Annotated in this window: 12 protein-coding genes; 10 read left to right on the top strand and 2 right to left on the bottom strand. The window is 70.1% G+C overall.

All coding sequences use genetic code 11. From position 1 onward, the window contains the following. The first annotated feature begins 88 nt into the window (after positions 1–88). From K2F54_RS01425 to K2F54_RS01385, 9 genes are all read left to right on the top strand, one after another. Positions 89–1297 carry a cysteine desulfurase family protein gene (locus K2F54_RS01425; protein WP_220604041.1) on the top strand — a complete coding sequence of 403 codons (1209 nt, stop codon included), beginning with the start codon at positions 89–91 and terminating at the stop codon, positions 1295–1297. Positions 1298–1300: 3 nt separating this feature from the next. Next, positions 1301–2482, top strand: coding sequence for a tRNA 2-thiouridine(34) synthase MnmA (mnmA, locus tag K2F54_RS01420; protein ID WP_220604040.1), 1182 nt, complete (start codon positions 1301–1303; stop codon positions 2480–2482). Then, the gene (gene ligA / locus K2F54_RS01415) at positions 2475–4763 is read left to right on the top strand and encodes an NAD-dependent DNA ligase LigA (protein WP_220604039.1); all 2289 of its coding nucleotides are present in this window, start codon (positions 2475–2477) and stop codon (positions 4761–4763) included. The genes mnmA and ligA overlap by 8 nt, the downstream gene beginning before the upstream one ends. 267 nt (positions 4764–5030) lie before the next feature. Continuing rightward, positions 5031–6380, top strand: a complete 1350-nt coding sequence (locus tag K2F54_RS01410; protein WP_220604038.1) for an alpha/beta hydrolase — start codon at positions 5031–5033, stop codon at positions 6378–6380. Positions 6381–6494: 114 nt separating this feature from the next. After that, a complete protein-coding gene (gatC, locus tag K2F54_RS01405; protein ID WP_220604037.1) occupies positions 6495–6791 on the top strand; it encodes an Asp-tRNA(Asn)/Glu-tRNA(Gln) amidotransferase subunit GatC in 297 nt (98 codons plus the stop codon). 5 nt (positions 6792–6796) lie between these two features. Further along, complete coding sequence (gene gatA, locus K2F54_RS01400) at positions 6797–8344, top strand: Asp-tRNA(Asn)/Glu-tRNA(Gln) amidotransferase subunit GatA (RefSeq protein ID WP_220604036.1); 1548 nt, start codon at positions 6797–6799, stop codon at positions 8342–8344. Then, complete coding sequence (gene gatB, locus K2F54_RS01395) at positions 8344–9849, top strand: Asp-tRNA(Asn)/Glu-tRNA(Gln) amidotransferase subunit GatB (RefSeq protein WP_220604035.1); 1506 nt, start codon at positions 8344–8346, stop codon at positions 9847–9849. Before gatA ends, gatB begins: the two co-directional genes overlap by 1 nt. After that, on the top strand, positions 9849–10160 hold the full coding sequence (locus K2F54_RS01390) for a hypothetical protein (RefSeq protein WP_220604034.1): 312 nt from the start codon (positions 9849–9851) through the stop codon (positions 10158–10160). Before gatB ends, K2F54_RS01390 begins: the two co-directional genes overlap by 1 nt. After that, the gene (locus K2F54_RS01385; protein ID WP_220604033.1) at positions 10157–11266 is read left to right on the top strand and encodes a VIT1/CCC1 transporter family protein; all 1110 of its coding nucleotides are present in this window, start codon (positions 10157–10159) and stop codon (positions 11264–11266) included. Before K2F54_RS01390 ends, K2F54_RS01385 begins: the two co-directional genes overlap by 4 nt. A 120-nt stretch (positions 11267–11386) precedes the next feature. Here the strand turns inward: K2F54_RS01385 and K2F54_RS01380 are convergent, their stop codons facing one another. Both K2F54_RS01380 and K2F54_RS01375 read right to left on the bottom strand, forming a co-directional pair. Further along, positions 11387–12043, bottom strand: coding sequence for a TIGR03086 family metal-binding protein (locus tag K2F54_RS01380; protein WP_220604032.1), 657 nt, complete (start codon positions 12041–12043; stop codon positions 11387–11389). Between the two features lie 92 nt (positions 12044–12135). After that, positions 12136–12540: a DUF3566 domain-containing protein gene (locus K2F54_RS01375; protein ID WP_220604031.1), complete on the bottom strand. Its 405-nt coding sequence runs from the start codon at positions 12538–12540 to the stop codon at positions 12136–12138. 261 nt (positions 12541–12801) lie between these two features. Between K2F54_RS01375 and K2F54_RS01370 the strand changes: the two genes are divergently transcribed. Then, the gene (locus K2F54_RS01370; RefSeq protein WP_308287445.1) at positions 12802–13818 is read left to right on the top strand and encodes an LLM class flavin-dependent oxidoreductase; all 1017 of its coding nucleotides are present in this window, start codon (positions 12802–12804) and stop codon (positions 13816–13818) included. Position 13819 lies beyond the last annotated feature (1 nt).

Here is a 13819-nt window from a genome sequence, read left to right as displayed (position 1 = left end):
ATCTAGAGTAATGAGTGCGGAAGGTGTATAACGACCAGTCCGCGTCGGCCAGCAGACGGCGGCCGCGACCAGCTCAGGAGGCGGGCACATGTCCGTGCAGTTCGACCACGCGTACCTCGACCACGCGGCGACGGCGCCCATGCTGCCGGCCGCCATCACCGCATACGCCGAGGCGATGACCGTCGTCGGCAACCCCGCATCCATTCACAGTCAGGGCCAGAACGCCAAACGGATGCTCGAGGAGGCCCGCGAGCGGGTCGCCGCGAGCGTGGGATGCGACCCCATCGAGGTCGTCTTCACCGGCGGCGGCACAGAGGCGGTCAATCTGGGCATCAAGGGGCTGTACTGGGCTCGCGCACCGCGCACCCGAATCCTCGTGCCAGGCGGAGAGCATCACGCCACCGTCGACACCGTGGAATGGCTCGCCCAGCGGGAAGGGGCGATCGTGCAGTGGATCCCGCTGGACGCCCTGGGTCGCATCGACCTCGCCGCGCTCGCCGCTGCCATCGAATCGAATCCCGCGGATGTGGCCCTGGTCACCCTGCTCGCCGCCAATAACGAGGTCGGTACCGTGCAGCCCGTCGAACAGGTCGCGGCGCTCGCCGCGGCCCACGGCATCCCCGTACATGTCGACGCCATCTCCGCCTACGGTCACCTGCCCATCGACTTCGCCGCCCTGCACGCCCAGGGAGTCTCGGCGCTCAGCATCTCGGCGCACAAGATCGGCGGGCCCGTCGGCATCGGCGCCCTGGTGCTGTCCCGCACGGCCGCGGTGGTGCCGCTGATCCACGGCGGCGGCCAGCAGCGACAGGTGCGCAGCGGCACCCAGGATGTGGCGGCCGCGGTGTCGTTCGCCGTGGCGGCCACGGCCATGACCGCCGAGCTGCCCGGCGAGAACCGGCGCCTACGGGTGCTCCGCGACACCGTGATCGCCGGGGTGCGGGACGCCGTGCCCTCTGCCGTGTACAACGGGGATCCCGACCCCGCCGGCCGGCTGCCCGGCAACGCCCACTTCACCTTCCCCGGCTGCGAGGGCGACTCGCTATTGTTCCTGCTCGATGTGGCCGGTGTGTCGGTGTCGACCGGGTCGGCCTGCCAGGCCGGCATTCCCGAGCCGTCGCACGTGCTGCGCGCCATGGGCCGCACAGAGGCCGAGGCCCGCAGCGCACTGCGGATCACACTGGGTCGCACCTCAACGCACGCCGACGTCGATGCTCTGCTCAGGGCATTGCCGACGGCCTGGGCGCAGGCGATCGGCGCAGGAATGGCCGACTCGGCGCCGCGTGCGTACACTTAACCAGTGAAGATTCTGGCAGCAATGAGCGGTGGGGTGGATTCCGCCGTGGCCGCAGCCCGCGCGGTCGAGGCAGGGCACGAGGTGGTCGGGGTGCACCTGGCCCTCAGCCGCATGCCCGGCACGCTCCGTACCGGCAGCCGCGGCTGCTGCACCGTGGAGGACTCGATGGACGCGCAACGTGCCGCGAACATCATCGGCATCCCCTACTACGTCTGGGACTTCTCCGAGCGGTTCAAGCTCGACGTCGTCGACGACTTCATCGCCGAGTACGCGGCCGGGCGCACCCCCAACCCGTGCATGCGCTGCAACGAGAAGATCAAGTTCGCCGCCCTGCTCGAAAAGGCCATCGCGCTCGGCTTCGACGCCGTCTGCACCGGCCACTACGCCTCGATCGTGACGGATGCCGACGGCAACCGTGAACTGCACCGCGCCAGCGCCTGGGCCAAGGACCAGTCCTACGTGCTCGGTGTGCTCACCAAGGAGCAGCTGGCGCACTCGATGTTCCCCCTCGGCGCCACGCCCTCCAAGGCCGAGGTGCGCGCCGAGGCCGCCGAACGCGGCTTCTCGGTGGCGAACAAGCCCGACTCCTACGACATCTGCTTCATTCCCGACGGTGACACCCGCGGCTGGCTGGGCGAGCGGGTGCCGCCGGCGACCGGCGACATCCTGGACCGTGAGGGCAACAAGCTCGGCGAGCACGAGGGCGCCGTGGCGTTCACCGTGGGCCAGCGCAAGGGCCTCTCGATCGGCACGCCAGCCGCCGACGGCAAGCCCCGGTTCGTGCTCGAGGTGCGTCCGATCAACAACACCGTGGTCGTGGGGCCCAAGGAGGCCCTGGCGATCAAGGAGATCGCCGGCACCACGTACACCTGGGCCGGACTCGCGCCCGAACACCCCGAGATCGAATTCGCCTGCGACGTGCAGATCCGCGCGCACGCCGACCCTGAGCCCGCCGTGGCCCAGGTGATCAGCGTGCCAGCCGACCCCACCGCGACCCCGCCGGTCGAGGCGCACACCGAGCTGCGCATCCTGCCCACCGAACCGCTCACCGGCGTGGCGCCCGGCCAGACCGCCGTCGTCTACGTGGGCACCCGGGTGCTGGGCCAGTGCACCATCGACCGCACCGTCAGTGCTGTTCCCGTGGCCTCCGTGGCCGCGACCGACTCCACGACGGTCGATGCCTGACGCCACCGGAGCGTCACCCGCGGCCGCGCTGGCCGCGGCAGGCGATGAGGCTGCGAGCCTGACCTCCCGCATCCTCGAGGCACGCGACGCATACTACGAACGCAACGAGGTCGTCGTCTCCGACGCCGAGTACGACGGGCTGATCCATCGCCTGGAGGAACTCGAACGGCTCTTCCCCGAGCTGGCCAGCCAGGACAGTCCCACCCAGACGGTGGGCGGCCGCGCCGAGACCACCCTGTTCGACCCCGTGCAGCACGCCGAGAGGATGCTCAGCCTCGACAACGTGTTCTCCATCGAGGAGTTCGAGGCCTGGGCCGCCAAGGTGCAGCGTGACGCCAATCGCGCGGTGCACTTCCTCTGCGAACTCAAGATCGACGGCCTCGCCATCAACCTGCGCTACGAGATCGGGGTGCTGGTCAGCGCCGCGACCCGGGGCGACGGCGTCGTGGGCGAGGACGTCACAGAGAACATCGCCCTCGTGCCCGGCATCCCCACCCGCCTCAGTGGCACCGGGCATCCGCCGTTGATGGAGGTGCGCGGTGAGGTCTTCTTCCCCGTCGAGTCCTTCCGCGAGCTCAACGCCGCGCAGAGCGCCGCGGGTGAGCGGGTCTTCGCCAACCCCCGCAACGCGGCCAGCGGGTCGCTGCGGCAGAAGGCAGAGGGCAAGAACGCCGACCAGCTCGCCCTGATGACGGCCAGGCTCGGCCGGCTACGGATGCTCGTGCACGGTATCGGCGCCTGGCAGCAGCCCGGCGCGGACTCCCAGTCCGCCGTCTATGCCCTGCTCGCCGGGTGGGGTCTGCCCACCAGCACGCACTACAAGGTCGTCGCCGACGCCGGCGAGGCATCCGCGTTCATCGAGTACTTCGGTGAGCACCGCGGCAGCGTCGAACACGAGATCGACGGCATCGTGATCAAGGTCGACGAGCTCGCCCTGCACGACGAACTCGGCGCCACCAACCGGGCCCCGCGCTGGGCGATCGCCTACAAGTACCCGCCGGAGCAGGTGAACACGAAGCTGCTCGACATCGTCGTGAGCGTCGGGCGCACCGGCAGGGCCACCCCGTTCGCCGTGATGGAACCGGTGCGGGTCGCCGGTTCCGTCGTGCGCCAGGCCACCCTGCACAATCAGGACGTCGTCAAGGCCAAGGGTGTCTTGATCGGCGACACCGTCGTGCTGCGGAAGGCCGGCGACGTCATCCCCGAGGTGCTCGGCCCGGTCGTGGAGCTGCGCGACGGCACCGAACGCGAGTTCGTGATGCCCCAGGACTGCCCGGTCTGCGGCACCCCGCTCAAGGCCGCCAAAGAGGGTGACATCGACCTGCGCTGCCCCAACGCCCGCAGCTGCCCCGCCCAGGTGCGCGGCCGGGTCGAGCACATCGGCTCGCGCGGCGCGCTGGACATTGAGGTGCTCGGCGAGGTCACCGCCGCAGCGCTGACCCAGCCCACCGTGCCGGAGACCCCGCCGCTGGACACCGAGGCCGGCCTGTTCGAGCTCACCATCGACGACCTGCTGCCGATCACCGTGGTCGTGCGCGACGCCGAGACCGGCCTGCCGCGTGAGGACGAGGACGGCACCGTGCGCCAGCGCACCCCGTTCCGGCGCAACCCCTCTGCGGCCGAGAAGAAGGCCGGCCTGGAGGGGCCGCAGCCGTCCTCCAACGCCGTGAAGCTCATCAACGAGATCGAACTGGCCAAGACCAAACCGCTGGCGCGCATTCTGGTCTCGCTCAACATCCGTCACGTCGGCCCGGTGGCCGCTCGGGCCCTGGCCAACCACTTCGGCTCGCTGGAGGCGATCCGCTCGGCGTCCCGCGACGAGCTGGCCGAGGTCGACGGCGTTGGCGGCATCATCGCCGATGCCGTCATCGACTGGTTCGAGGTGGACTGGCATCGCGAGATCATCGACCGGTGGGCCGCGGCCGGGGTGCAGTTCAGCACGCCGGGGCACCCGGGACCCGGCGCCGCAGCGGCGGCAGGGGGAGTGCTGACCGGGCTCACCGTCGTGGCCACCGGTTCCCTCGAGGGCTTCACCCGCGAGGGCGCCTCAGAGGCGATCATCGCCGCAGGCGGCAAGAACGCCTCCAGCGTGTCGAAGAAGACCGACTTCGTGGCCGCCGGCCCCGGAGCCGGCTCCAAGCTGGCCAAGGCCGAGGCCCTGGGCGTGCGCATCATCGACGCCGATCAGTTCCGGCTGCTGCTCGAGCACGGCCCTGCCGGCCTGCCCGACGTCGTGGCCACGGATGCGTCGGCGGATTCCCCGGCCCTCGACACCGACTGAACCCGGGTTCCTCGGCCGCAATTGTTCCCGATGCGGGCAAATGGTCCCGGCACACCGGGTGCAGTTGTCCGCACCGGAAACAGTTGCCGGGCGCGAGTGCGAAACCTGCCCGAAACACTGGCGGTGCAACACGCCCAAGAACTCTCGGAAAGCCCTGTTTGAGGGGCACGAGCGCTCTTCCGGAATCGCTAGGCTGAGCGGTGGAGGACTTGCCAGGGGCGTCAGGTCGGCCGTCTGTTCGTCGTTCGGGAGGGAGCGGGGCCTACCGTGCTGTTCGAGACCGCTGTGGTCGCGACGCTCTCACTGTCCCTGATCGGGGTGGGAGCGACCCCCACCGTGCCCGCTGCCGACGTGAACGTGCAGCAGAGCGTTTCCGCGCGCCTTGCGGACCGGCAGAGCGACGGCGGCACGGCCGCCCGCTGGGAACAACTCCCCATGCTCGATGCCCAGACGGTCGGGTCAGTCGACATCGACCTCGCCTCCATCCCCAGGATGACCGGCGCCAACCTGCTCGTCGGCCTGGGTCAGCTGCCCCTGGCCGATGTTACGGCCTTCGCGGCGAGCTACCCCGGCCACATCGACGCCGTGCTGGCCGCCCCGCCGGAGGCCACCGTGGTGTCGGCCTGGTGGACGATGCTCGACACCGGCCAGCGGGCATCCCTCACGGCCGCAACGCCACAACTCGTCGGCAATTTGGACGGCGTGCCGCTCGCTCAGCGCAGTCGCGCCAACGAGGCCTACCTGCGCGAGTCGCTGGCCGAGGCCACCCGGGCCCTTGACGGCTCGCTCTCGGCGGGGGAGCGCGCCAGGCTCACCGCGCAGACGGCGATGCTGAGCCAGGTCGACGAGGCCATGCACGCCAGCCCAGGCGGACCCAAGCGCAGCCTGATCCTGCTGGACACGGCAGGCTCCGGCCGCGCCGCCATCGCACTGGGCAACCCCGATACCGCCGACTACATCGGCTACCTCGTGCCCGGCATGAACTACCAGGTCGAGCCCCAGATGGTGAACTGGACGACCGTCGCCGACGACCTCTATCGCGAACAGGTGTCGGTACTCACCGAACACGCCGCTGCGGCGTCCGTGGCCACGATCGCCTGGATCGGCTACGAAGCGCCCGACCTGTTCTCCGTCGGCGGGCTCGACCGGGCCGAGGCCGGCGCAGAGTTCCTCGAGACCTCCTGGGCCGGCGTGCGCGCCACGCGCGGCGCCGATCAGCCGTATGTGGCGGTGTTCGCGCACTCCTACGGCTCCACCGTGGCGCTGCTGGCGCTGGCGCAGGGTTCGGTGGACGTGGACGCGTTGGTCGTGGTGGGCTCACCGGGCAGCGCCATCCAGTCCGCCGCCAAGCTCAAGGTCACCGACGAGAACGTCTTCGTCGGCAAGGCGGACTGGGACCCTGCGGTGAACTCGGCATTCTTCGGCAGTGATCCCGGAGCGGCGTCGTACGGCGCCAGGGTGCTCGGGGTGCACGGCGGCATCGACCAGGTCACCGGCGCGACCCTGGCCGGGTCGGTCGGTCACAACGACTATTTCACGCCGGGCAGCGAGTCACTGCACAATATGGCCGTCATCGGTACGGACAACGCGGACCTGGTCACCGGCGACAGCGACTAGCGGTGGCTGACCGAAGGCAGTCGCAGGACGCGGTAGCGACTGCCGGTGGCTGAGCGGGGATGACGCGCTAGCCAATAGAATTGTGACTTCTGCTTCAAATCATTTGGGAGTCTCATGTCTGAAATCACGGCCGAGCAGGTGGCCCACCTGGCCAACCTCGCCCGGATCGACCTCAGCTCGGCCGAAATCGATCGTCTCACGATCGAACTCGGCCAGATCGTCGACTCCGTCGCCAAGGTGGCCGAGGTCGCCACGCCAGACGTGCCGGCGACCAGCCACCCGATGCCCCTGACCAACGTGTTCCGCGATGACGTCGTGGTGCCCTCGCTCACTGTCGACCAGGCCCTGTCAGGCGCCCCCGACCGTGCCGGCGACAAGTTCCGCGTGCCCGCCATCCTGGACGAGGAGTAACACCAGTGACCAACCTCATCAACCAGACCGCCGCCGCCCTGGCCGGCCTGCTCGCCGACGGATCGGTCAGCTCCGTCGATGTCACCCGCGCGCACCTCGACCACATCGACGCCGTCGACCCCGATGTGCACGCGTTCCTGCACGTCGCCCGTGACGCAGCCCTCGCCACCGCCGCCCGGGTGGATGCCCGCCGCGCCGCCGGCGAGAAGCTCGGCCCGCTCGCCGGTGTGCCGATCGCCATCAAGGACGTGCTCGCCACCCACGACATGCCCACCACCTCGGGTTCGAAGATCCTCGAGGGCTGGATCCCGCCCTACGATGCCACCGTCGTCAAGCGCATCCGTGATGCCGACCTCATCCCGCTCGGCAAGACCAACATGGACGAGTTCGCGATGGGCTCCTCCACCGAACACTCCGCCTACGGCCCCACCCACAACCCCTGGGACCTCGACCGGATTCCCGGCGGCTCCGGTGGAGGCTCCGCGGCGGCCGTCGCCGCGTTCGAAGCACCCCTCGCGCTCGGCAGCGACACCGGCGGCTCCATCCGCCAGCCCGCCGCCGTCACCGGATCGGTCGGCGTCAAGCCCACCTACGGCGGCGTCTCCCGCTACGGTGCGATCGCCCTGGCCTCTTCGCTCGACCAGGTCGGCCCTGTGACCCGCACGGTGCTCGACGCAGCGCTGCTGCACGACGTCATCGGCGGGCACGACCCGCTCGACTCCACCTCGCTCACGGATGCCTGGCCGTCGATGACTGCCGCGGCCCAGGCCGGCCTCAAGGACGGCGCCCTCAAGGGCGTCCGTGTCGGCGTGATCAAGGAACTGAACGGCGCGGGCTTCCAGGCCGGTGTCAAGCAGCGTTTCGAAGAGACCCTGGCCCTGCTCACCGCGGCCGGCGCCATTGTCAGTGAGGTGAGCGCCCCGAACTTCGAGTACGCGGTGTCCGCCTACTACCTGATCCTGCCCGCTGAGGCGTCCAGCAACCTGGCCCGCTTCGACTCGGTGCGCTTCGGCATCCGGGTCAACCCGGAAGACGGCCCGCTCACCAGCGAGCGCGTCATGGCCGCCACCCGCGACGCCGGCTTCGGCGACGAGGTCAAGCGCCGCATCATCCTGGGCACCTATGCCCTCAGCGCCGGCTACTACGACGCCTACTATGGCAGCGCCCAGAAGGTGCGCACGCTCATCCAGCGCGACTTCGCCGCCGCGTTCGACAAGGTCGACCTGCTCGTCTCGCCCACGGCGCCCACGACGGCGTTCAAGTTCGGCGAGAAGACCGAAGACCCGATGGCGATGTACCTGAACGACATCACCACCATCCCGGCCAACCTCGCCGGCATCCCCGGCATGAGCCTGCCGATGGGTCTGGCACCAGAGGACGGCCTGCCCGTTGGGCTGCAGGTGATGGCGCCCGCCCGCGCGGATGCCCGTCTGTACACCTTCGGCGCCGCCGTCGAGCAGCTGCTCGAGGCGCACTGGGGTCACACCCTGCTCAGCCAGGCACCCGCGCTGGCCAACATCGAAATGTTCGCAACCGAAGGGGGAGCCGTCTAATGGCGAAAGCCGAATTGATGGATTACGACAAGGCCCTCGAACTGTTCGAGCCGGTGCTCGGCTTCGAGGTGCACGTCGAACTCAACACCAAGACCAAGATGTTCTGCGGCTGTGCCAACGAGTTCGGCTCAGGGGCCAACACCAACACCTGCCCCACCTGCCTGGGCCTGCCCGGTGGGCTGCCGCAGGTGAACCGCCAGGCCATCGAGTCCTCGATTCGCCTGGGCCTGGCCCTCGGCTGCGAGATCGCCGAGTACAGCCGGTTCGCCCGCAAGAACTACTTCTACCCCGATACCGCGAAGAACTTCCAGACCTCGCAGTACGACGAGCCGATCGCGTTCAACGGCCAGCTCACCATCGAGTTGGAGAGCGGCCGCCAGGTCACGGTCGACATCGAACGCGCTCACATGGAAGACGACGCAGGCAAGCTCACCCACATGGGCGGCGCGGCCGGACGCATCCAGGGCGCCGACTACTCGCTGGTGGACTACAACCGCGGCGGTGTGCCGCTGGTGGAGATCGTCACCCAGATGATCGAGGGTGGCGAGGCTGACGCCCCCGAGATCGGTAAGACCTACGTCGCCGCGATCCGCGAGATCGTCAAGGCGCTCGGCGTCTCCAACGCCCGGATGGAGGAGGGCAACGTGCGCTGCGACGCGAACGTGTCGCTCCGCCCGCGCGGTTCGAACATCCTGGGCACCCGCACCGAGACCAAGAACGTCAACTCGCTGCGCAGCGTCGAACGCGCCGTCCGCTACGAGATCCAGCGCCAGGCGGCGCTCCTGCACGCCGGTGGCACCATCACCCAGGAGACCCGGCACTGGCACGAGGACACCGGCGTCACCTCCGCCGGCCGGCCCAAGAGCGACGCGGATGACTACCGGTACTTCCCCGAGCCCGACCTGGTGCCCGTCGCCCCGTCGCGCGCCTGGGTCGAAGAGCTGCGTGCCACGCTGCCAGAGCCGCCAGCGGCCCGTCGCAAGCGGCTGCAGGCCGACTGGGGCTTCGTGAACCTCGAGTTCCAGGATGTCGTCAACTCCGACCTGCTCGACGTGATGGAGGCGACCATCGCCGCCGGCGCGCCCGCCCAGGCCGCCCGCAAGTGGTGGACCGGCGAGATCGCCCGCCTGGCCAACGCCGCCGGCGTCAGCGCCGACAGCCTGGTGACGCCGGCGCAGGTAGCCGCGCTGATCGAACTCATCACCGACGGCACCCTCACCGACCGCCTGGCCCGCCAGGTGCTCGAGGGTGTCATCGCCGGCGAGGGCACCCCCAGCGAGGTCGTCGCCAGCCGTGGCCTGGCCGTCGTGAGCGACGACGGCCCGCTGATCGCGGCCATCGACGAGGCACTCGCCTCCCAGCCAGACGTGCTCGCCAAGATCCGCGACGGCAAGGTGCAGGCGGCCGGCGCCGTCATCGGCGCGGTCATGAAGGCCATGCGCGGCCAGGCGGATGCCGCCAGGGTGCGCGAGCTCGTGCTCAAACGGGCCGGATCGGCTGAGTAATGGCCCTCTTCAAGCGCCGTGAGGCGTCCGCCCCCGCTCCGGCGGGGGCGGCGGTCGCGTTCGGGGTCGGCATGCAGGTGGTGGTGCGGTTGGACCGCACCCGCTACCCCGATTCGATGGTGGAGGACCCGATCGGGGTCATCACCGCGCCCGGTGAACTCGTCGGCTCCGCCCTGTACGCGCCCGTCGTGGGCAAGGAAGCGATCTGGGTCGTGCACTTCGAGGAACCGTTCTTCGGCCTGGACGGCAGCGGCCCGCACGAGTCCGCCCGGGTGCCGCAACGCTCCCTCGAGGCCGCGCCGGAGTCATGATCGCCGTGGCCGACAGTCAAGTGCCACGCGAGGCGGACATCCGTCGGTGGCGCCAGTACCTGGCCGATGAACAGGCCGAAGCGGCCGTGTACCGTGACCTGGCCGGGCGACGCACCGGCGAGGAACGCGAGATCCTGCTCGCCCTGGCCGAGGCAGAGGGGCGACACGAGGAGCACTGGCGGGCGCTCCTCGGTGACCGGGTGGGAGCCCCGAAAAAGGGCGCCATGCGCACCCGGCTGCTCGGGCTCCTGGCCCGCCGGTTCGGCTCGGTGTTCGTTCTCGCCCTCGCCCAGCGCGCCGAGGCGCGCTCACCGTACGACGGCGACGCCGACGCGACCAACGCCATGGCCGCCGACGAGCGCATCCACGAGGAGGTCGTGCGCGGCCTGGCCGCCCGGGGCCGGCAACGCCTCTCCGGCACGTTCCGCGCCGCCGTGTTCGGTGTCAACGACGGTCTGGTGAGCAACCTGGCCCTCGTGCTCGGCATCGGCGCGACCGGGGTGGCACCGGCCACCATCCTCTTCACCGGCATCGCCGGCCTGCTCGCCGGCGCCCTGTCGATGGGTGCGGGGGAGTACGTCTCTGTGCGCTCCCAACGGGAACTGCTCGACGCCTCCACCCCGAACCCGGCCACCCGCAGCGTGCTCTCGCACCTGGACGAGGCCGCGAACGAACTCACCCTGGTGTACCGGGCGCAGGGCATGTCCGAAGCCGACGCCGAGGTGCACGCCCGCGAGGTGTTGCGCACCGTCGCGATCGCCACCGACGCCCTCGACCTCAGCCGGCTGAGCGTGCCGGCGGAGCCTGAGGTCGACGAGCACGAAGCCATCGGAACGGGGATGGGCGCGGCGATTTCGAGTTTCTGCTTCTTCGCCTCCGGTGCCCTGCTGCCGGTGCTTCCCTACCTCTTCGGCATGCAGGGCCTGGCCGCGATCATCGTGGCCGCCGTGCTGGTGGGCCTGGCCCTGTTGGCCACGGGCGCCGTGGTGGGGCTGCTCTCCGGCGGACCGCCGCTCAAGCGGGCGCTGCGCCAGCTGGCCATCGGCTTCGGTGCCGCCGGGGTGACCTACCTGCTGGGTCTGCTCTTCGGCACCACCCTCGCCTGACCGCCCGCCCCGTCGCCGGCGCCGTCGCCGTCGCGTAACTGTGCCCGATGCGGACAATTGCGACCGGCGCACCGGGCGCAATTGTCCGCACGGGCAACAGTTGTGGGTGCGGCGGCCGGGTCAGCGGCGGTCGTCGCGGCCGGTGAGAGCGAGCAGCCGGGACTGCAGAGGAGCGTCGTCGGGCATCGGCACCGGGGAGTCGAACAGTCCACTGGCCTCGAGGGTGTCGCGCTGCGGCTCGAACACCGTCCAGACGGCGTCGACCAGCGCGGCGTCGAGGCTTTCATCGGCCGCGGTGGCCCGCGCCAGGTCCCAGGAGTGGATGGTCACGTCTGACACCTGCTCGCGCAGGTAGTCCAGAACCGGGACGGTGTCGTAGGAGAGCTGCACCGCGGCATCCGCCGGAGCCGCCTGCCAGGCCGAGGTGGCCAGCGCGGAGTGGGTCGCCCACTCTGCCGCGAGGTCATCGCCAAGCGGCTGGATCGTGCGCCTGGCCTGGTCGAGGGTGAGTCCGGCCAGGAGCGCCGGGATCCACTGCTGCTCCTGCACCACGTGGCGCACCAGATCGCGCACGCTCCACTCCTTGTCGGGAGTCGCGGCGTCCCAGTCCTGGATCCCCGCCACGCGGGTGCCGAACTCGCGGTGCGCCTGCTTCTGCAGCGTGAACCAGTCCGAGTCTGCCGGCGTTGTGGCCGTGGTCGCAGTCTGTGAGGCCGCGGTGTGTGCGGGCGAAGTCTCTGACGGCGTAGTGTCTGACGTCGCGGTGTGGGAAGTCACAGGGGCTCGTTTCGTTGAAGGCGTGCGGCAGTCTGCCCTGAGGCGCCCAGCCGATAACGGATGCAACGGTAAGGAGCCCCGGGGAATTCCGGTCAGGGACTGCGGAATCCGACGATCACTCCGCCGGTGGCCCGCACACTGATGTTGTACAGCATCGCGAAGCCGGTGCCGAGCGCGGTGATCAGCACCGTATTGAGGGCCACCACCGTGGCGGCGAACGCGAAAACGGTGTTCGCGTCGAGCAGTTGGCTCAGGTCGACCGGTCGGTTGGTCAGGTCTTGGTACACCGTCGTGATGCTCGAGAACACCTCGGTGTCGGTGAGGATGCGCGCGGCGAGCACGATCAGGACGACCGTGACTGTGTTGAGGCAGACCGAGAGCAGGAACGCCAGTTTCGCGGTGGACCACACCCCCAGGTGGGCGACGCCGAGACGCATGTTCCTGGCGGGATGGCCGTTGTCGCTTTTGCGGGCCAGCCGTTCGGCCACGTCGGTCATCGGCGTGCCCCGTCCGCAGACGGCCACCGTACGGCCTCCGGCCAGGCCCCCTGCCGACGGTGTGTGCGTGCTGTTGTGCTGGTTCATAATTCCCCCGAATCAGTTGTCCCCTACCTGTATATGTCCAACAGGAGCCGAATGGTCTCATTTCGGGCCAGAAACTTCGCACAATCGTGGCGGGGGTCTCGGCTGCCCCGGCGCTAGGGTCGAGGGAGAAGGTCGCGGGCCCGGCGCCGGCGACCCGAGATCAGGAGGAATCACGTGAGCGCTGCCATCGCTGTGATGCTGCCCAGGGACCTGCCTGCGGGGCAGTTTCTGGCCTACGCACGCCGTGCGGAGGAGCTCGGCTTCGACGAGATCTGGGTGGTGGAGGACTGCTTCTTCCGCGGCGGTATCGCCCAGGCCGCCGCGGTGCTCGGCGCGACGACGCACATCCGGGTGGGTATCGGCATCCTGCCGGCGGCCGCCCGCAACACGGCCTTCGCCACGCTGGAGCTGTCCACGCTCGCCGAACTGTTCCCTGGACGGCTGCTGGTGGGCATCGGCCACGGTATGCCCGGCTGGATGCGACAGAGCGGAATCTGGCCGGCCAGCCCGCTGGGCATGCTGGGTGAGAACCTCGACCTGATCCGCACCCTGCTGCAGGGCGACACCGTCACCGTCACCGGCCGGTACACCAGCACGGATGCGGTCGGCCTGGCCTCCCCGCCGAGCACGGTTCCCCCGGTCCTTGCCGGGGTGCGCGGGCCGAAGTCCCTGGCCCTGGCCGGAGCCGCCGCCGACGGTGTGGTGCTGGCGGAGCCGGTCACCCCCGAATACCTCGCCGCGGCGATCAACGCCCTCGACGCGGGGGCCGCCGCCGGCAGCGAGCACGGTTTTCCCCAGTTACGTCAACCGCTCGGAGCCCGGCACATCGTGGCCTACAACGTGGCGGCGGTGCACGAGGACCCGGCCACGGCCAGGGCCGCCGTCCGGCCGGCTCTGGAGTGGATCGGCGACCCCGACTGGGCGCCGCACATCCGGGTGCTCCCGTTCGCCGAGGAATTCGCGGCCCTCCGGGCTGGCAGCGCCGACCGGGCCGAGTTCGCCAGGAACCTGCCAGACGACTGGGTCGACCAGCTGGCCGTCGTCGGCACCGCCGCATCCGCCCGTCGGCGTATCGACGCCCTGCACGCGGCCGGCGCGACCAGCGTGGTGTTGCTGCCCGCCGGTGACGACCCTGGGAAAGCCCTGGAGTCGCTGGCAGCGGTCCTGTCGGTCGCGCCGGGGTCCGCCTAGG

Source organism: Cryobacterium inferilacus, assembly GCF_019599185.1.
Lineage (GTDB): Bacteria > Actinomycetota > Actinomycetes > Actinomycetales > Microbacteriaceae > Cryobacterium > Cryobacterium inferilacus.
This window is presented reverse-complemented; position numbering and strand designations above follow the sequence as displayed.